The 25,084-nt window shown below is 72.6% G+C and carries 19 protein-coding genes and 1 tRNA gene; 14 read left to right on the forward strand and 6 right to left on the reverse strand.

Features of this window, described 5'->3' with window-relative positions:
- Positions 1–265: 265 nt before the first annotated feature.
- The 5 genes from glgB to ASF50_RS06830 form a co-directional block, all read right to left on the reverse strand.
- Positions 266–2,464, reverse strand: coding sequence for a 1,4-alpha-glucan branching protein GlgB (gene glgB, locus ASF50_RS06810; protein ID WP_056903860.1), 2,199 nt, complete (start codon positions 2,462–2,464; stop codon positions 266–268).
- Positions 2,461–3,951, reverse strand: a complete 1,491-nt coding sequence (locus ASF50_RS06815) for a maltokinase N-terminal cap-like domain-containing protein (RefSeq protein ID WP_056903861.1) — start codon at positions 3,949–3,951, stop codon at positions 2,461–2,463. Before ASF50_RS06815 ends, glgB begins: the two co-directional genes overlap by 4 nt.
- Positions 3,948–5,801: a maltose alpha-D-glucosyltransferase gene (gene treS / locus ASF50_RS06820; protein WP_082502832.1), complete on the reverse strand. Its 1,854-nt coding sequence runs from the start codon at positions 5,799–5,801 to the stop codon at positions 3,948–3,950. The genes ASF50_RS06815 and treS overlap by 4 nt, the downstream gene beginning before the upstream one ends.
- On the reverse strand, positions 5,798–7,798 hold the full coding sequence (locus ASF50_RS06825; RefSeq protein ID WP_056903862.1) for an alpha-1,4-glucan--maltose-1-phosphate maltosyltransferase: 2,001 nt from the start codon (positions 7,796–7,798) through the stop codon (positions 5,798–5,800). Before ASF50_RS06825 ends, treS begins: the two co-directional genes overlap by 4 nt.
- A 112-nt stretch (positions 7,799–7,910) precedes the next feature.
- Positions 7,911–11,336 carry a M36 family metallopeptidase gene (locus ASF50_RS06830; RefSeq protein ID WP_056904268.1) on the reverse strand — a complete coding sequence of 1,142 codons (3,426 nt, stop codon included), beginning with the start codon at positions 11,334–11,336 and terminating at the stop codon, positions 7,911–7,913.
- A gap of 138 nt (positions 11,337–11,474) precedes the next feature.
- On the opposite strand from ASF50_RS06830, the gene glgP reads away from it, so the two are divergent.
- A complete protein-coding gene (gene glgP / locus ASF50_RS06835; protein ID WP_056903863.1) occupies positions 11,475–14,063 on the forward strand; it encodes an alpha-glucan family phosphorylase in 2,589 nt (862 codons plus the stop codon).
- Positions 14,064–14,091: 28 nt separating this feature from the next.
- Here the strand turns inward: glgP and glgX are convergent, their stop codons facing one another.
- Positions 14,092–16,287: a glycogen debranching protein GlgX gene (gene glgX, locus ASF50_RS06840; protein ID WP_056864165.1), complete on the reverse strand. Its 2,196-nt coding sequence runs from the start codon at positions 16,285–16,287 to the stop codon at positions 14,092–14,094.
- Positions 16,288–16,423: 136 nt separating this feature from the next.
- Between glgX and ASF50_RS06845 the strand changes: the two genes are divergently transcribed.
- From ASF50_RS06845 to ASF50_RS06900, 13 genes are all read left to right on the forward strand, one after another.
- Positions 16,424–17,203 (forward strand): enoyl-CoA hydratase/isomerase family protein, encoded by a 780-nt coding sequence (locus ASF50_RS06845; protein ID WP_056903864.1) that lies wholly within the window; start codon positions 16,424–16,426, stop codon positions 17,201–17,203.
- 78 nt (positions 17,204–17,281) lie between these two features.
- Positions 17,282–17,704, forward strand: a complete 423-nt coding sequence (locus tag ASF50_RS06850; RefSeq protein ID WP_228942606.1) for a hypothetical protein — start codon at positions 17,282–17,284, stop codon at positions 17,702–17,704.
- Between the two features lie 150 nt (positions 17,705–17,854).
- Positions 17,855–18,652, forward strand: coding sequence for an electron transfer flavoprotein subunit beta/FixA family protein (locus ASF50_RS06855; RefSeq protein ID WP_056864167.1), 798 nt, complete (start codon positions 17,855–17,857; stop codon positions 18,650–18,652).
- Positions 18,653–18,671: 19 nt separating this feature from the next.
- On the forward strand, positions 18,672–19,625 hold the full coding sequence (locus ASF50_RS06860; RefSeq protein ID WP_056864168.1) for an electron transfer flavoprotein subunit alpha/FixB family protein: 954 nt from the start codon (positions 18,672–18,674) through the stop codon (positions 19,623–19,625).
- A gap of 138 nt (positions 19,626–19,763) precedes the next feature.
- The gene (locus tag ASF50_RS06865; RefSeq protein WP_082500237.1) at positions 19,764–21,083 is read left to right on the forward strand and encodes a glutamate-5-semialdehyde dehydrogenase; all 1,320 of its coding nucleotides are present in this window, start codon (positions 19,764–19,766) and stop codon (positions 21,081–21,083) included.
- 30 nt (positions 21,084–21,113) lie between these two features.
- On the forward strand, positions 21,114–21,278 hold the full coding sequence (locus ASF50_RS18880) for a hypothetical protein (protein WP_156697867.1): 165 nt from the start codon (positions 21,114–21,116) through the stop codon (positions 21,276–21,278).
- 19 nt (positions 21,279–21,297) lie between these two features.
- Complete coding sequence (gene nadD / locus ASF50_RS06870) at positions 21,298–21,978, forward strand: nicotinate-nucleotide adenylyltransferase (protein WP_056864170.1); 681 nt, start codon at positions 21,298–21,300, stop codon at positions 21,976–21,978.
- Positions 21,975–22,352: a ribosome silencing factor gene (gene rsfS, locus ASF50_RS06875; RefSeq protein WP_056864171.1), complete on the forward strand. Its 378-nt coding sequence runs from the start codon at positions 21,975–21,977 to the stop codon at positions 22,350–22,352. The genes nadD and rsfS overlap by 4 nt, the downstream gene beginning before the upstream one ends.
- Positions 22,349–22,981 (forward strand): histidine phosphatase family protein, encoded by a 633-nt coding sequence (locus ASF50_RS06880; RefSeq protein ID WP_082500238.1) that lies wholly within the window; start codon positions 22,349–22,351, stop codon positions 22,979–22,981. Before rsfS ends, ASF50_RS06880 begins: the two co-directional genes overlap by 4 nt.
- A 116-nt stretch (positions 22,982–23,097) precedes the next feature.
- Positions 23,098–23,170: transfer RNA gene (locus ASF50_RS06885), tRNA-Ala, on the forward strand.
- A gap of 162 nt (positions 23,171–23,332) precedes the next feature.
- On the forward strand, positions 23,333–23,608 hold the full coding sequence (locus ASF50_RS06890) for a hypothetical protein (protein WP_056864172.1): 276 nt from the start codon (positions 23,333–23,335) through the stop codon (positions 23,606–23,608).
- Between the two features lie 3 nt (positions 23,609–23,611).
- Complete coding sequence (locus tag ASF50_RS06895) at positions 23,612–24,469, forward strand: FHA domain-containing protein (protein WP_056864173.1); 858 nt, start codon at positions 23,612–23,614, stop codon at positions 24,467–24,469.
- 74 nt (positions 24,470–24,543) lie between these two features.
- Positions 24,544–25,071 carry a Dps family protein gene (locus tag ASF50_RS06900; RefSeq protein WP_056864174.1) on the forward strand — a complete coding sequence of 176 codons (528 nt, stop codon included), beginning with the start codon at positions 24,544–24,546 and terminating at the stop codon, positions 25,069–25,071.
- The last annotated feature ends 13 nt before the right edge of the window (positions 25,072–25,084 follow it).

The raw sequence follows: 25,084 nt of genomic DNA on the forward strand, positions 1-25,084 counted from the left end.
CCGGTGCCGGGCTGCAGTACGCGGACCGGCCCGCGGGGTCCTCCCGCCGGCGCCCGACGTCCGGGTGAGGCACCCGCCGGGGCGCTTGTCGCGCCGAGGGCCCCGGCGCCGACAGCGCCCGCGGCCGCGCCGCGCAGGAGGGCCCGTCGGGCGAGGGAGGACAGGTGGTCAGGGGTTCCCGAGGTGGTCATGACCCACAACCCACCAGGTGCGTGTTACCCGCCCGTGTCGGGGCGTCACGGGCGGGTAACACCTCGGCTCGGGCTCAGGTCCGGCGGCGCAGCCAGACGGTCGCGAGCGGCGGCACCACGACGTCGGCGTGGGCCGGCTGACCGACGTGCTCGCCCGGCACGGCGACGACCGAGCCGAGGTTGCCGACGCCGGAGCCGGTGTAGCCGCTGGAGTCGGTGTTGAGCACCTCCTCCCACTCACCGGCCGCGGGCAGGCCGAGCCGGTAGTCGTGGTGGGGGATCGCGGAGAAGTTCGTCACGCAGACCAGGTCGGCCGCGCCCTCGCCGCCGTGGCGCACGAAGGAGAACGTGTTGCGGCCGGCGTCGTTGGCGTCGATCCAGCGGAAGCCGGTCGGGTCGTGGTCGAGCGCCCACAGCGCCGGGGTGTCGACGTAGGTGCGGTTGAGGTCGCGCACCAGGGAGTGCACGCCGCGGTGCTCGGGGTGGTCCAGCAGCCACCAGTCGAGCTCGCGCGACTCGGCCCACTCCGACTCCTGGCCCATCTCAGCGCCCATGAACAGCAGCTGCTTGCCGGGGTGGGCCCACATGAAGCCGAGGTAGGCGCGCAGGTTGGCCAGCTGCTGCCAGCGGTCACCGGGCATCTTGCGCAGCAGCGACCCCTTGCCGTGCACGACCTCGTCGTGGCTGATCGGGAGCACGTAGTTCTCCGACCAGGCGTAGACCAGGGAGAAGGTCATCTCGCCGTGGTGGTGGGCGCGGTGCACCGGCTCGTGGGCGACGTAGTCCAGCGAGTCGTGCATCCAGCCCATGTTCCACTTGAAGCCGAAGCCCAGGCCGTCGGCCGAGGTCGGGCGGGTCACGCCGGGCCAGGAGGTCGACTCCTCGGCGATGGTCACGATCCCGGGCACCCGCTTGTAGGCGGTGGCGTTCATCTCCTGCAGGAACTGCACGGCCTCGAGGTTCTCCCGCCCGCCGTGGACGTTGGGGGTCCACTCGCCCTCCTCGCGGGAGTAGTCGAGGTAGAGCATCGAGGCGACGCCGTCGACGCGCAGCCCGTCGGCGTGGAACTCCTCGAGCCAGTAGATCGCGTTGGCGTAGAGGAAGTTGCGCACCTCCGGACGCCCGAAGTTGAAGATGTGGGAGCCCCACTCCTTGTGCCAGCCGCGCTGGGGGTTGGGGTCCTCGTAGAGCGGGGTGCCGTCGAAGCGGGCCAGCGCCCACTCGTCGGTGGCGAAGTGGCCGGGCACCCAGTCGAGGATGACGCCGATGCCGGCCCGGTGCAGCCGGTCGACGAGGCGGCGGAAGCCGTCGGGGTCGCCGAAGCGGGAGTCGGGGGCGAAGTAGGAGGTGACGTGGTAGCCCCACGACCCGCCGAAGGGGTGCTGCATCACCGGCATCAGCTCGACGTGGGTGAAGGCGAGGTCGGCGAGGTAGCCCACCAGGTCGTCGGCCAGTGCGTCGTAGTCCCACATCGAGCCGTCGTGGTGCTTCTTCCACGACGCCAGGTGCATCTCGTAGACGCTCATCGCCTCGGCCACCGGCTGCTTGGCCGCCCGCGCCTCCATCCACTCCTGGTCGGCCCAGGTGTGGGTCGACTCGTAGACCTTGGACGCGGTCGCGGCGGGCACCTCGGCCCAGGCGGCCATCGGGTCGGCCTTCTCCAGCCAGCGGCCCTCGGCGGTGAGGATCGCGAACTTGTACGCCGTGCCGCTGCCGACGCCCGGGACGAAGAGCTCCCAGACCCCCGACGTGCCGAGCTGGCGCATCGGGTGCTGGCGGCCGTCCCAGCCGTTGACCTCCGAGATCAGCCGCACGCCGCGCGCCGCGGGCGCCCAGACCGCGAACGACGTGCCGGACACCCCGCCCTCGTAGTGGTGCACGTGGGCGCCGAGCACGGTCCACAGCAGCTCGTGCCGGCCCTCGTTGATGAGGTGGAGGTCCATCTCGCGCACGGTGGGCAGGAAGCGGTAGGGGTCGTCGACCTCGTGCGGCTCGCCGTCGTAGGCGACGAGCAGCCGGTAGTCGGGCACCTCCTCGACGGGGAGCACACCGACCCAGACGCCCTCGTGCTCGTGGGTCAGCGCGGTCTCGCCCCAGGCGCCGCGCACGGTGACGCCGGAGGCGAGCGGCTTCAGGGCGCGCACGGTCACGCCGCCGGGGCCGGGGTGGGCGCCGAGCACCGCGTGCGGGTCGCCGTGCTGCCCCGAGACGAGCAGGTCGAGCTCGTCGGTCGGGACGGCCACGGGGGAGGACTGCGGGGACTGCGGGGTCATGCCGCTCCGATCTCAGCCACGGCCGCGAGTGGGATGTCCACCCAGGCCGGACGGTTGCGGGTCTCGTAGACGGTCTCGTAGACCGCCTTGTCGGCGAGGTAGGCGGCGAGCAGCACGTGCTCGGCCTCGCTCATGTCACCACCGCTGTAGGCGGTGAGGAAGTGGTTGCGGCTGCGGTGCGCCCACTCGGCGGCGCGCACGCTGCGCTGCTCGGCGCCCGAGGGGTCCTCCTCCAGCAGCTGGCGCTCGACCACGCGCGGGGCGTAGTCGAAGGAGCGCAGCATCCCGGCGACGTCGCGCCAGGGGGAGTCGGGCAGCAGCCGCTCGTGCAGGGGCTTGGCGGGCTCGCCCTCGAAGTCCACGATCTTCCAGCCCTTCGCGGTGCGCAGGGTCTGGCCCAGGTGCAGGTCGCCGTGCACGCGCTGCACCTCGACCTCGCCGAGGGAGGCGACGCGGTCGTAGGCGGCGCGCAGGCCCGCGGCGTGGGCCGCGAGGCTCGGCTGCACCGCGGTGGCCGCCTCGAGCCGCGCGGTCATGGCCGCGCCGATCCCGGCGGTCTCCTCGGCGCCGAGCACCCGGGTCGGGAACTGCTCGGCCAGCAGGGCGTGGATCTCGCGCAGGGCCTCGCCGAGGCGGGTGGCCTCGCCGGCGAAGTCGCCGCCGACCTCGTGGGCGTGCAGCTCGGGGTCGGCGAAGAGGTTGCGCACGCTGGAGAGGGCGAGGTCCCAGCCGTCGCTGGCGGTGCGGAGGAACTGCTGCAGCATCGCCAGCTGCACCACCGCGCCCGTGCCGCCGTCGGCGGTCTCGTCCATCCAGTCCAGCCAGCCGTAGAGGGCGGCGACCTTGTCGCTGTCGGAGCGGGTGAGGACCTCGTGCACCTGGATGTCGGGGTTGACGCCCACGGTCACCTTACGGAAGACCTTCATCAGCGAGTCCTCGCCGTAGGCCACCGAGGAGTTCGACTGCTCACCGGAGAAGAGCGTGGAGTGCACGTCGGTGTCGAGCTCGTGGCCCGGCAGCCGGTGGAAGGCCATGGTGCTGCGCTCGTCGGTCATGTTGCCGCCGGGGCGCGAGGCGGCCTGGTGGAAGGAGCGCAGCCAGCCCGCCATGGCGCGACGGTCGTGGAGCGCGTCGTAGGCGTGCACCCAGCCCAGGCCCGGCTCCTCCCACCAGCCGATGAAGGCGTGGTCGAGGCGGGGCTCGGGGTCGGTGTAGAAGGCCAGCGGCACCTGGTAGAGCTCCACGGCGTCGGGCGCGTCGGCGGCGACGTCGGAGTAGGTCAGCTCGACCAGGTGCACCGCCACGGTGGGCGGGCCCTCCACCTGGCCGGGCAGGATCCCGATGCGGCGGATCGCGCTGACCGTGAAGGGGCGCCCCTTGCCGGCGAACCAGCGGGTGCGGCCCAGGTAGTCGACGAAGACCTGGGGGTCGAGGTGGGTCGGGGGCGTGGCCGGGGGTGTGGCCGGGGGTGTCGTCGGGTCGCTCACAGCAGCTGTCCCTCGTGAGGCTTGTCGCTCGGTGTCAGGCGGAACCAGTAGAACCCGTAGCCGGCCAGGGTCAGCAGGTAGGGCAGCTCGCCGATCTCGGGGAAGGAGACCCCACCCAGCAGCTCCACGGGCCGGCAGCCCTCGTAGCGGCGCAGGTCGAGCTCGACCGGCTGCGGGAAGCGGGAGAGGTTGTTGACGCAGAGGATGGTGTCCTCGGTGCCGTCGTCGGCGACGTGGGTGCGCACGTAGGAGAGCACCGTGGAGTTGGAGCCGCCGAGGTCGTGGAAGTCGCCGAGACCGAAGGCCGGGTGGTTGCGACGCGCGTGGATCATGCGGCGCGTCCAGTGCAGCAGCGAGGAGGAGTTCTCCAGCTGCGCCTCGACGTTGACCGACTCGTAGCCGTAGATCGCGTCCTGCACCACCGGCAGGTCCAGGCGACCGGGGTTCGCCGAGGAGAAGCCGGCGTTGCGGTCGGAGGTCCACTGCATCGGGGTGCGCACGCCGTCGCGGTCGCCGAGCCAGATGTTGTCGCCCATGCCGATCTCGTCGCCGTAGTAGAGCACCGGGCTGCCGGGCAGCGAGAGCAGGAGCGCGTTGAAGAGCTCGATCTGGTTGGTGTCGTTCTCCAGCAGCGGCGCCAGCCGTCGGCGGATGCCGATGTTGGCCTTCATGCGGGGGTCCTTGGCGTACTCCGACCACATGTAGTCGCGGTCCTCGTCGGTGACCATCTCCAGGGTCAGCTCGTCGTGGTTGCGCAGGAAGATGCCCCACTGGCAGTTGTGGGGGATCGCCGGGGTCTGCTCGAGGATCTCCGAGATCGGGAAGCGCGACTCGCGGCGCACGGCCATGAAGATGCGCGGCATCACCGGGAAGTGGAAGGCCATGTGGCACTCGTCGCCCCCGGACTCGAAGTCGCCGAAGTACTCCACCACGTCGTTGGGCCACTGGTTGGCCTCGCACAGCAGCACGCGACCGGGGTAGTGCTCGTCGACGTAGGACCTGACGGTGCGCAGGAAGTCGTGGGTTTCGAGGAGGTTCTCGCCGTCGGTACCGGGGCGCTCATAGAGGTAGGGCACGGCGTCGAGCCGGAAGCCGTCGAGGCCCATGTCGAGCCAGAACGACATGGCCTCGATCATCGCCTCGTGGACCTTGGGGTTGTCGAAGTTGAGGTCGGGCTGGTGGGAGAAGAAGCGGTGCCAGAAGTACTGCTGGCGCACGGGGTCCCAGGTCCAGTTCGAGGGCTCGGTGTCGACGAAGATGATGCGGGCGTCGGAGTAGAGCTCGTCGGTGTCGGACCAGACGTAGAAGTCGCCGTAGGGGCCGTCGGGGTCGGAGCGGCTGGCCTGGAACCACGGGTGCTGGTCGCTGGTGTGGTTCATGACGAAGTCGATGATCACGCGGATGCCGCGCTCGTGGGCCTGCTCGAGGAAGTAGCGGAAGTCCTCGATCGAGCCGATCTGGGGCAGCACGCCGGTGTAGTCGGCGACGTCGTAGCCGCCGTCGCGCAGCGGGCTGGGGAAGAACGGCGGGATCCACAGGCAGTCGACGCCCAGCCACTCGAGGTAGTCGAGCTTCTCGACCAGGCCGCGGAAGTCGCCGGTGCCGTCGCCGTTGGAGTCGCGGAAGGAGCGGACCAGCACCTCGTAGAAGACGGCGGTCTTGAACCAGTCGGGCGTGGAGTACGCCGCCTCCCCGGCGTCGACGCCGGAGCTGGTGTGGCCGTCCTCGACGGGGTCGGCGCCCAGGGGCGGGCCGTCGGGCGCCGGGCCGGGGCCGTCGTGCTGGTCCTCGACCGGGTCGGTGCGGGTCTCGGTGCGGGTCTCAGGGCGGGTGTCGGGGCTGGTGCTCATGCGGTCCTCCTGACGGAGAAGACGTGGGCGGGCTCGTGGTGGGGGTCGAGGCGCACGTAGTTGTGCTGGCTCCAGGTCCAGGCCTCGCCGGAGATCTCGTCGGTGACGAGGAAGGAGTCGCCCCACTCCATGCCCATCGCGGGCAGGTCGAGGTGGACGGTGGTCTCGCGGGTGGCGTGGGGGTCGAGGTTGAGCACGACGAGCACCGTGTCGTCGCGACCGGCCTCCGCGGCACTGCCCGGGGGCAGCTGCTTGCTGTAGACGAGCACGTTCTCGTCGTCGCTGGCGTGGATCACCACGTTGCGCAGCTGCTGGAGCGCGGGGTGGGCGCGCCGGATCTCGTTGAGCCGCGTGAGGTACGGCGCGAGCGTGCGGCCCTCGGCCTCGGCGCCCTCCCAGTCGCGGATGCGGATCTGGTACTTCTCCGAGTCGAGGTACTCCTCGCTGCCGGGGCGCACCGCGACGTGCTCGTAGAGCTCGTAGCCGGCGTAGACCCCCCACGTGGGGGAGCTGGTGGCCGCCAGCGCGGCGCGGATCTTGAACGCGGCGGGGCCGCCGTACTGCAGGAAGCCGTGGAGGATGTCGGGGGTGTTGACGAAGAAGTTCGGCCGCATCATGTGGTCGGTCTCCGAGGACAGCTCGCGCAGGTAGTCCTCGATCTCCCACTTGGCGGTGCGCCAGGTGAAGTAGGTGTAGGACTGGTGGAAGCCGACGGCGCCCAGCCCGCGCATCATCGCCGGGCGGGTGAAGGCCTCGGCCAGGAAGAGCACGTCGGGATCGGTGCGGCGCACCTCCTTGAGCAGCCACTCCCAGAAGGCCACCGGCTTGGTGTGGGGGTTGTCGACCCGGAAGATCCGCACGCCGTGGGCCATCCAGTGCCGCACCACCCGCAGCACCTCGCGGCAGATGCCGCGGGGGTCGTTGTCGAAGTTGACCGGGTAGATGTCCTGGTACTTCTTCGGCGGGTTCTCGGCGTAGGCGATGGTGCCGTCGGCGCGGGTGGTGAAGAACTCGGGGTTGGTGGTCACCCACGGGTGGTCGGGCGCCGCCTGGAGCGCGAGGTCGAGGGCGACCTCGATGTCGAGCTCGCGCGCGCGGGCCACGAAGGCGTCGAAGTCCTCGAGCGTGCCGAGGTCGGGGTGGACCGCGTCGTGGCCGCCGTCCTTGGACCCGATCGCCCACGGCGAGCCCGGGTCGTCGGGGCCGGGGGTCAGGGTGTTGTTGGGTCCCTTGCGGTTGACCTCGCCGATGGGGTGAATCGGGGGCAGGTAGAGCACGTCGAAGCCCATGGCCGCGACCGCGTCGAGCCGCTTCGCCGCCGTGCGGAACGTGCCGCTGGTGACCGCGCCCGTGGTCTCGTCGCGGGTCGCGCCCTCCGAGCGCGGGAAGAACTCGTACCAGCTGCCGAAGAGCGCCCGGGGGCGGTCGGCGTAGAGCGGGAAGGGGCCCTCGACGGTGACCAGCTCGCGCACGGGGTGGGCCAGCAGGACCGCCTCGAGGGCGGGGTCCTGGAGGGCGGCCAGGCGCGCCTCGACGGGACGCTGCTCGTCCACCGCGGCGGCGAGCCCGGCCGCCACCAGCTCGGCGCCCCGACGGTCGTCGGCGGCCAGCTGCTCGCGCACCTGCTCGAGCAGCAGGCGGCCCTCGGTGAACATCAGGTCGACGTCGACGCCGGCGGGCACCTTGAGGCCCGCGGCGTGCTGCCAGGTGGCGATCGGGTCGGACCAGGCGTGCACCTCGAAGGACCAGGCGCCACCGGCGTCGGGGGTCACCCACGCCTCGTAGTGGTCGGGCGTCGTGGGGTGCTTGGCCATGCGCACGGGGGCGCGGCGCTCCCCGTCGGGGCTGACCAGCACCACCTCGGCGCCGAGCTTGTCGTGGCCCTCGCGGAAGACCGTGGCCGACACCGGCATCGGCTCGCCCACGGTGGCCTTCGCGGGGAGCCGACCGAGGTCGACGAGGGGCATGACGTTCATGACTGGGATGCGTCCGACCATGCGTCCACCCAACCGGCCTGCCCGCGGCGTTGCAAGGCAGGAGACGCGTCGACACCCCTGCGGGTGACCGCAGGGGTGTCGACGTACGGCGGCGGGCCCGGGCCCGCGCGACTCAGCGGGTGAAGACCTGCAGCTCCGCGGCGTGCACGATCGTGCCGCGGTCGGAGGCCGTGGCGCAGTCGGTGTCGTTGAGCGGGTCGGCGTCGGACTCACCGGCGTAGCCGGCGAAGCCGGTGCACTGGTTCTCCAGGGTCACCAGGCGCACGGCCGAGGCCTGGACCGCCCCGATGCGGAAGCTGCGCATGGTCTGGTCGGGCGCGACCGGGCGGGGGCGCCTGCCCGGGAAGGCGTCGGCCCGCGACACGAAGACCCGCTTCCAGGTGGCCCGCGGGCCCGAGCAGCCCGAGGTGCACACCTCGATCGCGAACTTCCGCAGCGCGGTGAAGCGGGAGCCGGAGTCGGGGTCCTCGTCGACGGCCAGCGGCAGCGCGTCCGGGTCGGCCGGGGCGGGGGTCAGCAGGGCGCTGACCTGGACCCGGCGGACGGTGTGCCTGCCCCCGGCGAGGTCCACCGACACCGAGGGGCGGGAGACGTCGACGTTCTCCGTGGTCACGCCGCCCCAGTTGGTGGCCTCGGTGCCGTCGATGAGGAAGGCGGCGTTGCGCGAGCCCTCGGTGGCGGCGAGGACCGAGGCCCCGGACGCCTTCGCGGCGAGGTTGGTGGCCCCGCCGATCCGCACGGTCCGGGCACCGGGACGCACCGTCATCGTGAAGCGGCGGAAGCCCTGCTTCTCCGAGACCGCGAGCATTTCGTAGCGGCCCGGGACGAAGGCGGCCGTCTCCCGCAGCCTCCGGGTCGACCGGGACAGGTCGGCCACCGGGGTGGCGCGGGCCTCGTAGTGGCCGACGTAGACCTCGGTGTCAGGAGCGGCGCCGGTGAAGCGCACCGTGCCGTTCTTCTGCCGCGGCGAGGCGAAGCCGGGCACGGTGGCCTCGGAGTCGGCGTCGGGCACCGAGGCGCCCCGGCCCATGCCGCGCTGGGCGAAGGCCTTCCACATGACCGTCTGGTTCTTGCCCTCGAAGCGCATCCGGTCGGCGGCGAGCATGGCGTCGCGGGCGTCGAGCATCGAGGTGGCGCCCTGCTGGAGCAGGAAGGAGTCGAACATCAGCTGGACCCAGCGGCGGTTGCCCGGGCACAGGTTGGCCGGCAGCGGCGACACGGTCTGGTCGCCCTGGGCGCAGCGCAGCTGGAGCCGCTGGTCGGCGTAGGGGAAGCGGTCGTTCCACTTGCGCACGAGCGCCTGGCGCACCGACCACTGGGTGCCGTTCCAGATCTCGCCGTCGGCGTGGACCTCGGCGCCGGTGGTGTCGAAGCCGTAGTCGGAGTAGTTCAGCGGGTTCTTGTCGATGGAGTAGTCGCGGATGGCCACCGACGTGTTGCCGGTGGCGTAGACGCCGACGGCCCAGATGTTGCCGCCGTTGTCGTAGCCGTGGCTGAACTGGTACTCCGCGGCCACCAGGTCGCTCCACGACTCGCCCATCGCGCCGCCCTGTTCGGAGGTCAGGCCCTCGTCGGGCCCGGCGACCATCCGGTTGCTGATGGCGTGGGTGTACTCGTGGCCGACGATGCCCATGTCGAGCCCGCCGTCGGTGCAGGGGGCGTAGAAGGCCCCGGCGATGGGCTGGAAGAGGTACTGGTTGGTGATGCCGGGGATGCCGTCCTGCAGGGCGATCTGGTTGGCGTTGTCGCGCCCGAGGCCGGTGAGGTACGTCGCGCCGGTGATGGCGCCGGCCTGGGCGTTGCCGATCTCCTGGTCGCCGCCGACGCCGCCGCGGCCGTGGTTGTCGAGCTGGAGGTTGTAGTTCTCCTCGGTGAAGCCGAGGTAGTAGGAGTAGTCGTGCATGCGGTTGTGCGAGACGAACAGGTTGCCCACCGAGGCGTCGATGTCGTTGCCGCCCGGCACCAGCTGGGCGGGGTCGCACCGGGAGTTGTTCCAGGCGTCGGTGAACTCCGTGGTGTAGTCACGGGTGGGGGAGACCGGGGCCTGGAAGAAGCCGCCCGGTGTCAGCGGGCTGGCCCAGGCCTCGTGGGTGTTGGCGTTGTTGCCGACCGTGGTCAGCGTGGGCACGGTGCCGCCGACGGTGTCCCACGGCCCGACCGAGGCGGGGTTGCGGAAGGGGCCGGTCGGCGTGGTGCAGCCGGCGCCCTGGACCCAGCAGCCGATGACGGAGTTGGTCGGCGTGGCCTCGCCGAGGCTGGTCATGGCGGGGTTGGCCGTGAAGTAGCGCCAGCGCGGGTCGGGGAGGCCGCCGCCGGTCGCGGGCGCGGCCTGGTCGCTGGTGGAGACGGTGAGGGCGTACTGGCCGACGACGACGGAGGCCGCGTCGAAGGGGCACACCTGCACCGAGTAGACGCCCGCGGGGATCTCGTCGGCGGTGTAGGTGAGCACCTCGGGGCTGGTCAGCAGGTCCTGGGCGAGCAGCAGGTCGCCGTCGGGGCCGAAGAGCTTGACGGTGAGGTCGTCGGTGGGCGCGGCCACGCCGACGGCGTTGATGGAGCGGGTGAGGTCGTCGCCGAGCTCGAAGGTGTGCGTCGGCCCGCACGCGGCGGCGGTGACGGAGCCGGTGAACACGTCGTTGTACATCGCGTTCTCGACCTGGTTCTGCCGCACGAGGACGTCGCCGGTGACGGCGTCGACCAGCGAGGTGTAGGCGAAGGCCTCGCCCGCCTCGGTGTCGACGACGTTGGCCTCGAGGACCGCGCGCACGGTGCCGTCGGGCATCGGGAGCGCACGCAGGCGCACCTGCTGCTCCTGGGCGAAGCCGGGCACCCGCAGCCGCGTCCAGCCACCGGAGACGGAGTCGACGATGTCGCCGACCAGACCGGTGTCGAAGGTCGGTCGCACGTCGCGGGTCGCGGCCACCCAGCCCTGGAGCGGGCTGAGGGAGGCGGCCGGGGGCGCGGCGGTGGTGCGCGCGAGGGAGGAGGAGACGTAGGCGACGGTGCCGTCGGCGGCGATGCCGACGGTGACCAGGCCGCCCCGGGCGGGGGCCAGCCCGCCGAAGTCCTGGCGCAGGAGCACGGCGCGGGCCGCGGTGTCGGGCATCGCCTGGTCGTTGACCAGCACCAGGCCGGCCAGGTCGGCGGCGCGCAGCCCGAAGAGGCCCGCGTGGTCGGCCAGCCAGGCGCGGGCGGTCTGCACGGGGGTGCCGGCGTCGGGGCCGAGCACGCCGTCGGCGGGCAGGATGGAGGAGGGCGTGCCGGAGGCGTTCCACCGCAGGTCCACGTCGCCGAGCGCGGCGACGGCGGCGCGCTGGGAGGCCAGGGGCGCGACCGCGTCGCGCACGTCGAGGTCGGCCAGTCCGGCGACCGGGTCGCCGAGGGTGACCACGTCGTCGGGGTGGAGGGCGGGGTCGGCCGTGGCCGCGACCGGGGAGGTGCCGGCGACGGCCGGCAGTTGCGTGAGACCGGGCAGCACGGCCGCGGTCAGCAGGGCGAGGGCGGCCGTGGTGCGACGGCGCCTGGCGGGAGGTGTCATGGCCAGCACAACGGCGGGTGCGGGCCCGACGTTATGCGCGGGCGCGCCACGAAACACGAACGTGACACGGCGCCGCCGGGCGGCCCCACCTACGCGGTGCCTCTTGGAACGATCAAGTCCAGCCGCTACCTTGCCGGGATGCGCGCCATCCGCCGGTTCACCGTCCGTCCCGTGCTGCCCGAGTCCCTCGCTGCGCTCGGCGAGCTCGCGGGCAACCTGCGCTGGTGCTGGCACCCGCCGACGCAGGACGTGTTTGCCGCTGTCGACCCCGCCCTGTGGGAGTCGAGCGGTCGCGACCCGGTCCGCCTGCTCGGTGCGGTCTCGCGGGCCCGCCTCGACGCGCTGGCCCACGACGAGGCCTTCCTGGCCCGACTGGAGGAGGCCCGTGCCGACCTCGCGGCCTACCTCGGCTCGCAGCGGTGGTACCAGCGGGCCACCGCGAGCGGCTCGCTGGAGGGTCCGCGCGCGGTCGCCTACTTCTCCCCGGAGTTCGGCATCACCTCGGTGCTGCCGCAGTACTCCGGGGGCCTCGGCATCCTGGCCGGCGACCACCTCAAGGCCGCCAGCGACCTCGGTGTGCCGGTGGTGGGCGTCGGCCTGCTCTACCGCCACGGGTACTTCACCCAGGCGCTGTCGCGCGAGGGGTGGCAGCAGGAGACCTACCCGGTGCTCGATCCCGACGAGCTGCCGATCTCCCTGCTGCGCGAGCCCTCGGGGGAGCGCGCGCTCATCAGCCTGGCCATGCCCGACGGACCCGAGCTGCTCGCCCGGATCTGGGTGGCCTCCGTCGGACGGGTGCCGCTCCTCATGCTCGACACCGACGTCGAGGGCAACCCCGAGCACTACGTCGACGTCACCGACCGCCTCTACGGCGGCACCAGCGAGCACCGCCTGCGCCAGGAGATGCTGCTGGGCGTCGGCGGCGTGCGCGCCCTGCGCGCCTTCGCCCGCATCACCGGCCACCCCGCTCCCGAGGTCTTCCACACCAACGAGGGCCACGCCGGCTTCCTGGGCCTGGAGCGCATCCGCGAGCTCACCGCCGACCCCGCCGGACCGGGGCTGGACTTCGACACCGCGCTCGAGATCGGCCGCGCCTCGACGGTCTTCACCACCCACACGCCGGTGCCGGCCGGCATCGACCGCTTCTCGCGCACCCTGGTCGAGCAGTACTTCTCCGACGCCGGCCCGACCCCCGGGGTGCCGGTGGAGCGCGTGCTCGCCCTGGGCGCCGAGGACTACCCCGGCGGCGACGCCGGCGTCTTCAACATGGCCGTCATGGGCTTCCGCCTGGCCCAGCGCGCCAACGGCGTCTCGCTGCTGCACGGCGAGGTCAGCCGCGGCATGTTCCACGGTCTGTGGCCCGCCTTCGACGAGGCGGAGGTGCCGATCGGGTCGATCACCAACGGCGTGCACGCCCCGACCTGGGTGGCCCGGGAGATCCTCGAGCTCGCGGCCGGCGAGGGCGCCGACCCCGACGGCGACGACACCGACGCCTTCTGGGCGGCGGTCGACACCGTGCCGGCGGAGCGGATGTGGGCGGTCAAGCGGCAGCTGCGCGAGCGGCTGGTGCACGAGGCGCGCCGGCGACTGGCCGCCTCCTGGGAGCACCGGGGCGCCTCGCGCGCCGAGCTCGGCTGGGTGGACTCGGCGCTGCACCCCGACGTGCTGACGGTGGGCTTCGCCCGCAGGGTGCCGTCGTACAAGCGACTCACGCTGATGCTGCGCGACCCGGCCCGCCTCAGGCGGCTCCTGCTCGACCCCGACCGCCCGGTGCAGCTGGTGATCGCGGGCAAGTCGCACCCCGCCGACGACGGCGGCAAGCGGCTGATCCAGGAGCTGGTGCGCTTCGCCGACGACCCGGAGGTGCGGCACCGCATCGTGTTCCTGCCCGACTACGACATCGCCATGGCCCAGCCGCTCTACCCCGGCTGCGACGTGTGGCTCAACAACCCCCTGCGGCCCTACGAGGCCTGCGGCACCTCGGGGATGAAGGCCGCGCTCAACGGCGGGCTCAACCTCTCCGTCCTCGACGGGTGGTGGGACGAGTGGTACGACGGGGAGAACGGCTGGGCCATCCCGTCGGCCGACGGCGTGGAGGACACCGAGCGCCGCGACGACCTCGAGGCCGACGCGCTCTACACGCTGCTGGAGAACGAGGTCGCGCCCCGCTTCTACGACGTCGACGCCGCCGGCGTGCCGACCCGGTGGGTCGAGATGCTGCGCCACACGCTGAAGTCGCTGGGGCCGAAGGTGCTCGCGACGCGCATGGTGCGCGACTACGTGCGCACCCTCTACGCCCCGGCCGCGGCCACCTCCCGGGCGCTGGGCGCCGACGAGTCGGGGGCCCGGGAGCTCGCGACCTGGAAGGCACGGGTCCGCGCGGCGTGGCCGGGCGTGCGCGTCGAGCACGTGGAGTCCAGCGGGGTCGGCGACGCCCCCGAGGTGGGCGCGGTGCTGAGCGTGCGGGCCTTCGTGGCCCTCGGCGACCTGGCGCCCGACGACGTCACCGTGCAGCTGGTGCACGGCCGCGCCACCGGCGAGGACGAGCTGGTCGACACCGTCACCGTCGACCTCGCCGTCGGCGAGACCTACGAGGGGGGCCGCCACCGCTTCGACGGCGAGGTCGTGCTCGACCACTCCGGGCCCTTCGGCTACACCGCCCGGGTCGTGCCGCGGCACCCGCGGCTGGCCTCGGTCGCCGAGCTGGGCGTGGTGGCCCTGCCCTGACCCCCGGGTGCGTCCGGGGCCGCGGCGGCTACTCGGTCTGCTGGAGCACCAGCACCGAGCGGCTGCCCAGCACCAACCCGTCGCCGGCCTTGACCGCGGTGCCGACCGGCAGCTCGACGTCGGTGCTCACCACGACCTCCCCGGCGCGCACCCAGTCGTTGACCGGCAGCTCGATGCGACTCGGTCGCGAGCTGGAGTTGAGCCAGATCATGAACGAGCTGTCGAACTGCTGCTGCCCGCGCGGGCCGGGGGAGCGCAGCGGCGCGCCCGAGAGGAAGAGGGCGACCGTCTTCAGACCGTGGTCGTGCCAGTCGGCGTCGGTCATCTCCCGGCCCGTCGGGTGGATCCACGCGAGGTCCTTCGGACCGCCGCGGATGGTGGGCCGCCCCTCGAACCAGTGCCGCTGGCGCAGCGCGGCGTGGTCGCGACGCAGCCGGAGCGCGGCCTTCGTGACGCGCAGGACGTCGAGCCAGGCGTCGTCGTCGGACCAGTCGATCCACGACAGCTCGTTGTCCTGGCAGTAGGCGTTGTTGTTGCCGCGCTGGGTGCGCCCGCGCTCGTCGCCGGCGGTGATCATCGGGACGCCGTTGGACAGGCAGAGCGTGGCCATCATGTTGGCGGCCTGACGCCGGCGCAGCTCGAGCACCTCGGCGTCGTCGGTGTCGCCCTCGACGCCGTGGTTCCAGGAGCGGTTGTTGTCGGTGCCGTCGCGGTTGTCCTCGCCGTTGGCCTCGTTGTGCTTGTGGTCGTAGGACACGACGTCGCGCATCGTGAAGCCGTCGTGGGCGGTGACGAAGTTGACCGAGTTGTAGGCCGAGCGGCCGTCGTCGGCGTAGAGGTCGGAGGAGCCGGCGAGCCGGGTCGCGACCCGGTGGATGCCCGAGGACTGCCCCCGCCAGAAGTCGCGGATGGTGTCGCGGTACTGGTCGTTCCACTCCACCCACGGCGGGGGCATCCGGCCCACGAGGTAGCCGTCCATCGAGGCGTCCCACGCCTCGGCGATGAGCTTCACGTGGCGCAGGACCGGGTCCTGGCCGATGGCGGTGAGCAGCGCGCAGCGCATGTCGATGTCGTAGCCGGTGCGGGTCAGTGCCGACATCAGGTCGAAGCGGAAGCCGTCGACGTGCATCTCGGTGACCCAGTAGCGCAGCGAGTCGAGGATGAGCCGCAGCGCCTGCGGGTCGTCGGTGTTGACCGTGTTGCCGCAGCCGGTGACGTCCCAGTAGGTGTCGACGAAGGTCGACGCCCCGGTCTTGTCGTCCACGGTGGGCTTGACCCGCTTGTAGAAGCCGCGGTCGTCGAGGCCGCGGAAGGACAGCGTGGGTCCGAGCGGCCCCGCCTCGGCGGTGTGGTTGTAGACGACGTCGAGGATGACCTCCAGGCCGGCCTGGTGGAAGGCCTTGACCATCTTCTTGAACTCCACCACCTGCTCGCCGCGGTCACCCGTGGCGGCGTAGGCGTGGTGGGGGGCGAAGTAGCCGATGGAGTTGTAGCCCCAGTAGTTCGACGCGCCGCGCTCGGTCAGGCCGGGCTCGGAGACGAACTCGTGGATGGGCAGCAGCTCGACGGCCGTGACCCCGAGGTCCTTGAGGTAGTCGATGACCGCGGGGTTGGCCAGGCCGGCGTAGGTGCCGCGCAGCCACTCGGGGACCCGGGGGTGCAGCTGCGTCATGCCCTTGACGTGGGCCTCGTAGATCACCGTGTCGCGCCAGCGGCGCCGCATGGGCGTGTCGCCCTCCCAGTCGAAGGAGGTGTCGACGACGACGCTGCGCGGCACGTGGGGCGCGGAGTCCTCGTGGTCCTGCTCCGACGGTGCGCCGCGGACGTAGCCGAAGGTCGCGGCGTCGGGGGTGTAGTCGCCCGAGACCGCCAGGCCGTAGGGGTCGAGCAGGAGCTTGGCGGGGTTGAACCGCATGCCGCGCTCGGGGTCCCACGGGCCGTCGACGCGGTAGCCGTAGCGGGTGCCGCGCGGCAGGGCGGGCAGGGCGCCGTGGAAGATGCCCAGCGACCGCTCGGTGAGCGGGTAGCGGGTCTCCACGTCGGGCCCGGGTCCGTCGGGGCCCTCGGGGCCGTCCTCGAAGATGCAGACCCACGCCTCGGTCGCCGCCGGGGCGTAGACCGCGAAGTTGGTCGACTCCTGGCTCCAGGTCGCGCCGAGGGGCCAGTTGCGGCCGGGCCAGACCGGCGAGGTCTGGCCGAGGTGGGTCCACTTGGTCGGTGTCACGGCATGCATCATCGCCGATGGTGGCAGCATGCCGGAGGACTACCGCCCAAACCCGGGCCCAGCACCGACCGCAGCACCGACCGCAGCACCGACCGCAGCACCGACCGCAGGACGACGACAGGGAAAGAGGACGACGATGGGTGAGCTCGTGCGGCTGGAGGTCGCCGACGGCGTCGGCACCATCCGGCTCGACCGGCCGAAGATGAACGCCATCAGCGTGCAGGTGCAGGAGGAGATCCGCGCCGCGGCCGCCGAGGCCACCGACCGCGACGACGTGCGCGCCGTCGTCGTCTACGGCGGCGAGCGGGTCTTCGCCGCCGGCAACGACGTCAAGGAGATGGCCGACATGTCGCACGTCGACATGGTCAAGCGGTCGGGCCCCCTGCAGTCGGCGGTCACCGCGGTGGCCCGCATCCCCAAGCCCGTCGTCGCCGCCGTGACCGGCTACGCCCTCGGCGGGGGCTGCGAGCTGGCCCTGGCCGCCGACGTCCGCTTCGCCGCCGACGACGCCGTGCTCGGCCAGCCCGAGGTGCTGCTGGGCATCATCCCCGGCGCCGGCGGCACCCAGCGGCTCAGCCGCCTGGTCGGCCCGAGCCGCGCCAAGGACATCATCTTCACCGGCCGCTTCGTGGCGGCCGAGGAGGCGCTGGCCATCGGCCTGGTCGACCGGCTCTACCCCGCCGCGTCGGTCTACGAGGAGGCCGTGGCCTGGGCGCGCCAGTTCAGCACGGCCGCGGCGTACGCCGTGCGCGCGGCCAAGGAGTGCGTGGACCGCGGCCTGGAGACCGACCTCGAGACCGGCCTGGAGATCGAGCGCCAGCAGTTCGCGGCGCTCTTCGCCACCCGCGACCGCGAGATCGGCATGACCTCCTTCGTGGAGCAGGGCCCGGGCAAGGCGGTCTTCGAGGGCCGCTGAGCCCGCTGAGACCCTCGGGCCCCGTCGGGGGCGGTGTGCCATCCTTCCCCGAGGATCCGACCGACGAAGGAGTCACCCGTGGCACGACTGGCCGACCGACTGGGCAACCGACGGGGCAAGCGGGGCGAGACCGCGGCGCAGGAGGGGACGGCCGCGGCCGAGAGCCCGGCGCGTGCACCGCGACGCGACCGCGGCGCCGCGGTCGCCGCCGTCCGGCTGCGCCTGGCCCAGGTGGTGTGGGCGGTCTTCGTGCTCTGCGCCCTCGCGCTGGCGGTGGGTGCGCTCCTCATCGCGGTCGACGCCAACCCCGACAACGGGCTGGTGTCCTTCGTGAAGGAGACCGCCGACGCCGTCGACCTGGGGGTCTTCTCCCGCGAGGACGGCATCATGAAGTTCGACGGACAGAACGCCGGCACCAAGAACGCCCTGGTCAACTGGGGCCTCGGGGCGGTCGCCTACCTCGTGGTGGGCCGCGTCCTCGAGCGCGTCATCCGCCCCTGAGCAGGGCAGCAGAGCGATGCAGGACCCTGACAGCGACGCTGTCAGGCATGTGAGATAGCCAACCAGTGAGGCGTGTACCGCCGGAAGTGACTCGGCGGTAACCTCGAGGTCACATCGAGTGCACAGGAGGGGCCGTCCAGGCCATCTGCCATGAACATCATTGTCTGTGTGAAGTACGTGCCCGACGCCACTGCCGACCGGCAGTTCGAGTCGGACAACACCGTGGACCGCGTGGGCGTCGACGGGCTGCTCAGCGAGCTCGACGAGTACGCCGTCGAGCAGGCGCTCCAGCTCAAGGAGAAGGCCGGCGACGACACCACCGTCACCGCCCTCTGCGTCGGCCCCGACAAGGCCGTCGACGCCGTGCGCAAGGCGCTGCAGATGGGTGCCGACAAGGGCATCCACGTCACCGACGAGGCCATCGCCGGCTCCGACTACATCGCCACCTCGCTGGTGCTGGCCAAGGCCATCGAGAAGGCCGGCTCGGAGCAGGCCGTCGACCTGGTCATGTGCGGCATGGCCTCGACCGACGCTTCGGGCAGCGTGATCCCGGCGATGCTCGCCGAGCGTCTCGACCTGCCCCAGGTGACCTTCGCCTCGGTCATCGAGACCCAGGGCGACCAGATCCGCGTCAAGCGCGACTCCGACACCGCCACCGAGGTCATCGGGGCCACCTTCCCCCTCGTGCTGTCGGTCACCGACCAGACCGGCGAGGCCCGCTACCCCTCCTTCAAGGGGATCATGGCGGCGAAGAAGAAGCCGATGGAGACCTGGTCGCTGTCCGACATCGGCGTCGACGCCGGCGAGGTCGGCCTGTCGGTCGCCTGGAGCGAGGTCGAGGACACCACGGCCCGCCCGCCGCGCACCGCCGGCGAGATCGTGACCGACGAGGAGGGCTCGGGCGCCACGGCGCTCACGGGCTTCCTCGCCTCCAAGAAGTTCATCTGAGGACGAGGAGCACACACCCATGACTGAGGTCCTGGTCGTCGTCGACCACGTCGACGGCGCTATCCGCAAGCCGACCTTCGAGCTGATCGCGCTGGCGAAGCGCCTCGGCTCGCCCTCCGCGGTGTTCTTCGGCGGCGCCGACGCCTCCGCCGCGGCCGCCGAGAAGCTCAAGGCCTTCGGTGCCGACAAGATCTACGTCGTCGACGACGCCGAGATCAAGGGCTACCTGGTGGCTCCCAAGGCCGAGGCGCTGCAGCAGCTGGTCGAGAAGACCTCGCCCGCCGCCGTGCTGCTGGTCTCGGGCTACGAGGGCAAGGAGGTGGCCGGTCGCCTGGCCATCAAGACCGGCTCCGGGCTGATCACCGACGCCGTCGACGTCGAGGACGGCGGCGTGACCACGCAGAGCGTCTTCGCCGGCAACTACACCGTCAAGGCGAAGGTCACCAAGGGCACCCCGATCATCACGGTCAAGCCCAACTCCGCCACCCCCGAGGAGACCGCGGGCGCCGGTGAGGTCGAGCAGTTCGCCGCCACCGTCTCCGACGCGGCCAAGAAGGCCCAGATCGTGGCCGCCCAGCCGCGCCAGGCCACCGGTCGCCCCGAGCTGACCGAGGCCGCGATCGTGGTCTCCGGCGGTCGTGGCACCGGCGGCGACTTCGCCCCCATCGAGGGCCTGGCCGACGCCCTCGGCGCGGCCGTCGGCGCCTCGCGCGCCGCGGTCGACTCCGGCTGGATGCCCCACAGCTTCCAGGTGGGCCAGACCGGCAAGACGGTCTCGCCGCAGCTCTACGTCGCCAACGGCATCTCCGGTGCGATCCAGCACCGCGCGGGGATGCAGACCTCCAAGACCATCGTGGCGGTCAACAAGGACGAGGAGGCGCCGATCTTCGAGCTCGTCGACTTCGGCGTCGTGGGCGACCTGCACGCGGTGCTCCCCGCCGCGACCGAGGAGATCAACCAGCGCAAGGGCTGAGCCCGACCCGCGTCAGCGGGCCCGCACGACACCGCCAGGGGCGGCCCCCACCCGGGGGCCGCCCCTGGCGTGCGTCCGGCCCGCGAGAGCGACCGGTCGCGACGGGCGCCGGCACGCTCCGCGCACTAGCCTCGCGCCATGAGCACGGGTCACGAGGTCGGCGGGGACGGCGGAGTCGGCGGAGTCGGCGGGGCGGACGAGCGGACGGTGGAGCAGGTCCACGAGGTGGCGCGGCGGGCGCGCGCCGCGAGCCACGCGCTCGCCCTGGCCGGCCGGGCCCGCAAGGACGCCGTGCTGCACGCGATGGCCGACGACCTGCTCGCGCGCGCCGCGGAGGTGCTGGCGGCCAACGCCACCGACGTGGCGCGCGCCGAGGCCGCCGGCACGCCGCCGGGCATCGTCGACCGGCTGCGGCTCACCCCGGAGCGGGTCGCGGGCATGGCCCAGGGCCTGCGCGACGTGGCCGCGCTCCCCGACCCGGTGGGGGAGGTCGTGCGGGGCGGCACGCTGGCCAACGGGCTCGAGCTGCGCCAGCTCCGGGTGCCGTTCGGGGTCGTCGGCATGATCTACGAGGCGCGCCCCAACGTCACCGCCGACGCCGCGGGCATCTGCCTGAAGTCGGGGAACGCCGTGCTGCTGCGCGGCAGCTCGAGCGCCCGGGCCAGCAACACCGCGCTCGTCGAGGTGCTGCGCGACGCGGTCGCTCGCGCCGGAGGCGGCGAGATCGACCCCGACGTCGTCCAGCAGGTGCCGGGGGAGACCCGCGGGTCGGTCACGGCCCTGATGCGGGCCCGCGGCCACGTCGACGTGCTGATCCCGCGCGGCGGGGCCGGTCTCATCGCCGCCGTGGTGGAGGGCTCGACTGTGCCGGTCATCGAGACCGGCGTCGGCAACTGCCACGTCTACGTCGACGCCGCGGCCGACCTCGACAAGGCCCTCGCGATCGTGCTCAACGCCAAGACCCACCGGCCCAGCGTCTGCAACGCCGCCGAGTCGCTGCTGGTGCACGCCTCGCTGGTCGACACCTTCCTGCCGCGGGTCGTGCGCGCCCTGCAGGACGCCGGGGTCACCGTGCACGGCGACCCGGTGGTGGCGCGCCTCGACGGCGTCGTGCCCGCCACCGACGAGGACCACGCCGCGGAGTACCTCTCCCTCGACATCTCCGCGGCCGTGGTCGGCTCGGTGGAGGAGGCTGTCGACCACGTGCGTCGGTGGTCCAGCGGCCACAGCGAGGCCATCGTCACCGAGGACCAGGGCGCGGCGCGCCGCTTCGTGGCCGCCGTCGACTCCGCGGCCGTGCTCGTCAACGCCTCCACCCGCTTCACCGACGGCGGGGAGCTCGGCTTCGGCGCCGAGATCGGCATCAGCACGCAGAAGCTCCACGCACGCGGGCCCATGGGGCTGCCGGAGATGACCTCGACCAAGTACGTCGTCACCGGTGACGGCCACGTGCGTTGAGCCCGGAGCCCGACCGGTAGGCTGTGGGGCATGACCGCCGCTCAGCTCGTGCAGAACCTCGTCCTCGTCGCCTCCGAGGAGGAGCACGAGATCAACCACCTGCTCTCCTGGGGCATCGGCGTGCTGACCCTCGGCATCCTGCTGGGTCTCGCCTTCGCGCTGGCCGCCTTCGGCGCCGGGCGCGAGCACAGCTGAGCAGCATGAGGCTGTCCCGATGACCGCCCGTCCCGGAGGGCGGCGGCGCCGCGTCGGCGTCATGGGCGGCACGTTCGACCCGATCCACCACGGGCACCTCGTGGCGGCCTCGGAGGTCCAGGCCTGGTTCGACCTCGACGAGGTCCTCTTCGTGCCCACCGGCGACCCGTGGCAGAAGTCCGACCGCGACGTCTCGCCGGCCGAGGACCGCTACCTGATGACGGTCATCGCCACGGCGGCCAACCCGCGCTTCAACGTCAGCCGCGTCGACATCGACCGCGACGGGCCGACGTACACGATCGACACGCTGCGCGACCTGCGGGCCAGCCACCCCGACGCCGACCTCTACTTCATCACCGGCGCCGACGCGCTGGCCGACATCTTCACCTGGCGCGACGCCGAGGAGCTCTTCTCCCTGGCGCAGTTCGTCGGGTGCACGCGGCCGGGCTACGAGATGGACGCCCAGACGCTGGCCGCGATCCCGGCCGACCGCGTGACGATGGTGGAGATCCCCGCCCTGGCGATCTCCTCCAGCGACTGCCGCGACCGCAAGCGCCGGGGCGAGCCGGTCTGGTACCTCGTGCCCGACGGGGTCGTGCAGTACGTCGCCAAGCACGACCTCTACCCCCAGCAGACCCCGCGTCGCACCGCCGACCACCCCGAGCCCGACCTCACCCACGACCTGTCCGGAGCCCCATGACCGCCACCGACCACGCCCTCGAGCTCGTGCACGCCGCCGCGCGCGCCGCCTCCGACAAGCTCGCCCAGAAGATCGTCGCCTTCGACGTCAGCGAGCAGCTGGCCATCACCGACGCCTTCGTCATCGCCTCGGCCACCAACGACCGGCAGGTCAAGGCCATCGTCGACGCGGTCGAGGACGCCCTGCGCGAGATCGGCGCCAAGCCGATCCGCCGCGAGGGCGAGCGCGACGGCCGCTGGGTCCTCATCGACTACGGCGAGGTCGTCGTGCACGTGCAGCACGAGGAGGAGCGCGACTTCTACGCCCTCGAGCGGCTCTGGCGCGACTGCCCCGCGATCGCGCTGCCGGCCGACGTCACCTCCCCCCAGCGTTGAGCCCCGCCGCCCCGCGGCGGCTGGTGCTGCTGCGCCACGGGCGCACCGCGTGGAACCAAGCCCGCCGGGTGCAGGGCCACGTCGACGTCGAGCTCGACGAGGTGGGCCACCAGGAGGCCCGCGCGGCCGCTCCCGAGGTCGCCCGGCTGCGTCCGAGCCTGCTGTGGAGCTCCGACCTGCTCCGGGCGCGCCAGACGGCGTCCTACGTCGCCGCCGCGACCGGTCTCGAGCCGTCCTACGACGAGCGGCTGCGCGAGTTCCACCTCGGCGAGCGCCAGGGACTGACCCACGACGAGTACGCCGCGGCCGACGCGGAGGAGTTCGCGCTGTTCCGGCTCGGTCACTACGACGCCGCCCCGGGCGCCGAGCCGACCCACGAGGTGGGTGAGCGCATGCGCGCCGCGCTCGGGGACCTGCTGGCCGCCCTGGCGCCGGGGGAGTGCGGGGTGGCCGTGACCCACGGGGCGGCCGCACGCGTCGCTGTCGGCGCGGTGCTCGGCTGGCCCGCGGGGCAGTTCCGCACGCTGCGGGGTCTGGGCAACTGCGGCTGGGTCGAGGTCGTGGAGCACCCGGCCGGTGGCCTCTCGCTCGACGCCTACAACCGTGTCGCCGCAGGTCAGGGCGTCTGACGCGTCGACCACCGCGCCCGCGCGACGCGCGGGCGACACCCGGATTTCACATCCGGGAAGACGTGTGGCTAGTATTCCGGACGTCGCCGAGGCGGGGGAACCCGGCTCGAGACGGCGGGGCTGTGGCGCAGCTGGTAGCGCATCTGCATGGCATGCAGAGGGTCAGGGGTTCGAGTCCCCTCAGCTCCACTGACACGAACGAGGCGGATCCCACCGGGGTCCGCCTCGTTCGTCATTTCTCCCCCTCGTGGGTGACTGCGCGGGGTGACGCCTTGGCGACCCGGGTGAAGTGGATCACTCTGTGGAGATATACCTCGACATCGTGTTGAGATTCATCCCTCAGGAGGCGTCATGACCACCATCCACCCCGACGGACCCCGACCCGTCAGCAGCCAGTCGCTCGACGGCGAGCGCGGCGAGGTCGTCGACTGGACCGACCTCGGGCGCAGCATGTGGGACTTCCTCACCGGCCGGCAGGCGGCCATCCACTACCGCTTCGAGGACATGGCCGTGGAGGTGCCGCGCGACACCGGCTCCAACGCCCCCCGCGCGACCTGGAAGGTCCACGGCACCCTGACCATCACCACGACCGACTCCGCCGTCCCCTCCGCCGCCGGGGAGCGCTGAGCCGTGGCCGTGCGGGTCGCGGCCGACCTCGAGGTCAGGCTGCAGCGCGGTGACGGTGACCCCGGCGGCGAGGACGACGTCGTGCTGCACCTGCGGGGCCACGACAGCCGGCTGACGATGGAGGTCAGCGACCCTGCCGTGTTCGCGGGCTCCGCCGACGCCCCGGCCGTGCGCGCCTTCGCGGAGGCCCTCGCCTCGCGCGGCGTCGTCGTCCGCGTGGTCCACGACGGGCAGCTCCTGGTGTGCCTCGGCGCCGTCAGGGCCCCGTGGTGGCAGCGCCGGGCCACCGGCTCGGCCCGCATCCGCCTGGGCGGGCTGCGGGGCGCGGTGACCTCGGCCCGCGCCCGTGCCCGACGGGCCCCCGGGGTGCTGCCGAGCGCCTCCCTGCTGCCGCCGGCCACGATGTGGCCGATCGCCCCGACCTTCGCCCGGCGCTCGCGCCGGCGGGTCACGGGCACCCACGACCCGGCCCGCGGCGGCTCGGCACGCCTGGTCCTGGTGCGCGAGGACGTCTGGGGTGGCGAGCGCCAGCCGATCTTCTGGCTCGGCGACGGCGTCACCATCGGCTCCGACCCCGGCTGCGACGTCGTGCTGCGCGGCCTGGCGCCGCTGCACGCCCGGGTCGAGCACGACGAGGAGGACGAGTACGTCGTGCGCGCGGTCGAGGGCGACGTGCGGGTCCACGGCGCGCGCGTGCTCGGGTCGGTGCTGCGCAGCGGCGCCCGTGTCGACCTCGGGCCGCACCACCTGGCCTACTACCGCGAGGAGCACGCCGACCACGGACGGCCCTACTACGGGCGCATCGGCGGGGAGCTGGGGCGCCAGCGACCGCAGCCCCCCGACGACCGGCCGGCCGTTTAGGTCAGGCTCACCTTTCTGGAACCATTCCAGAGAACCTGCTTGAGTGGGGACACCACCGAGGAGAGGAACCACCCATGACCGACGTCCTGCACAGCGAGACCACCCACGTCGCCCGCCCCCCCTTCACCGCCTCCGAGCGGCTGGCGGCCCACCTGCAGCAGATGAGCGTCGACCTCATCGACCTGCACGTGCAGGGCAAGCAGGCCCACTGGAACGTCGTCGGCCTGAACTTCCGCGACCTGCACCTGGCCCTCGACGAGGTCGTCGACGCCGCCCGCGAGTTCTCCGACACCGTCGCCGAGCGCATGCGCGCCATCTACATCACCCCCGACGGGCGCTCGGCGACGGTCGCCGCCCAGACGAGCCTGCCGCAGTTCCCCGCGGGCGAGGTCAACACCGCCGACACCGTCGACCTCATCACCGGCGCGATCTACGCCACCACCGGCACCGCGCGCCGCATCCACGACGAGGTCGACGCGGAGGACCCCACCACCGCCGACATCCTCCACACCGTCATCGAGCGTCTCGAGCAGCTGGCCTGGATGATCGACGCCGAGAACCGCGTCGCCGGTCGCAGCCTGCCGCGCCCGCTGCACGGCTGAGCGGGCTCGGGAG

Origin of the sequence: Nocardioides sp. Leaf307 (assembly GCF_001423135.1) — a bacterium.
Lineage (GTDB): Bacteria > Actinomycetota > Actinomycetes > Propionibacteriales > Nocardioidaceae > Nocardioides > Nocardioides kribbensis.

What these genes read in the sequence shown, in the direction of transcription:
- glgB (WP_056903860.1), bottom strand. Translation starts at nt 2,464, where the DNA reads ATGACCCCGCAGTCCCCGCAGTCCTCCCCCGTGGCCGTCCCGACCGAC.
- treS (WP_082502832.1), bottom strand. Translation starts at nt 5,801, where the DNA reads ATGAGCACCAGCCCCGACACCCGCCCTGAGACCCGCACCGAGACCCGC.
- ASF50_RS06825 (WP_056903862.1), bottom strand. Translation starts at nt 7,798, where the DNA reads ATGGTCGGACGCATCCCAGTCATGAACGTCATGCCCCTCGTCGACCTC.
- ASF50_RS06830 (WP_056904268.1), bottom strand. Translation starts at nt 11,336, where the DNA reads ATGACACCTCCCGCCAGGCGCCGTCGCACCACGGCCGCCCTCGCCCTG.
- glgP (WP_056903863.1), top strand. Translation starts at nt 11,475, where the DNA reads ATGCGCGCCATCCGCCGGTTCACCGTCCGTCCCGTGCTGCCCGAGTCC.
- ASF50_RS06845 (WP_056903864.1), top strand. Translation starts at nt 16,424, where the DNA reads ATGGGTGAGCTCGTGCGGCTGGAGGTCGCCGACGGCGTCGGCACCATC.
- ASF50_RS06855 (WP_056864167.1), top strand. Translation starts at nt 17,855, where the DNA reads ATGAACATCATTGTCTGTGTGAAGTACGTGCCCGACGCCACTGCCGAC.
- ASF50_RS06860 (WP_056864168.1), top strand. Translation starts at nt 18,672, where the DNA reads ATGACTGAGGTCCTGGTCGTCGTCGACCACGTCGACGGCGCTATCCGC.
- ASF50_RS06865 (WP_082500237.1), top strand. Translation starts at nt 19,764, where the DNA reads ATGAGCACGGGTCACGAGGTCGGCGGGGACGGCGGAGTCGGCGGAGTC.
- ASF50_RS18880 (WP_156697867.1), top strand. Translation starts at nt 21,114, where the DNA reads ATGACCGCCGCTCAGCTCGTGCAGAACCTCGTCCTCGTCGCCTCCGAG.
- nadD (WP_056864170.1), top strand. Translation starts at nt 21,298, where the DNA reads ATGACCGCCCGTCCCGGAGGGCGGCGGCGCCGCGTCGGCGTCATGGGC.
- rsfS (WP_056864171.1), top strand. Translation starts at nt 21,975, where the DNA reads ATGACCGCCACCGACCACGCCCTCGAGCTCGTGCACGCCGCCGCGCGC.
- ASF50_RS06890 (WP_056864172.1), top strand. Translation starts at nt 23,333, where the DNA reads ATGACCACCATCCACCCCGACGGACCCCGACCCGTCAGCAGCCAGTCG.
- ASF50_RS06900 (WP_056864174.1), top strand. Translation starts at nt 24,544, where the DNA reads ATGACCGACGTCCTGCACAGCGAGACCACCCACGTCGCCCGCCCCCCC.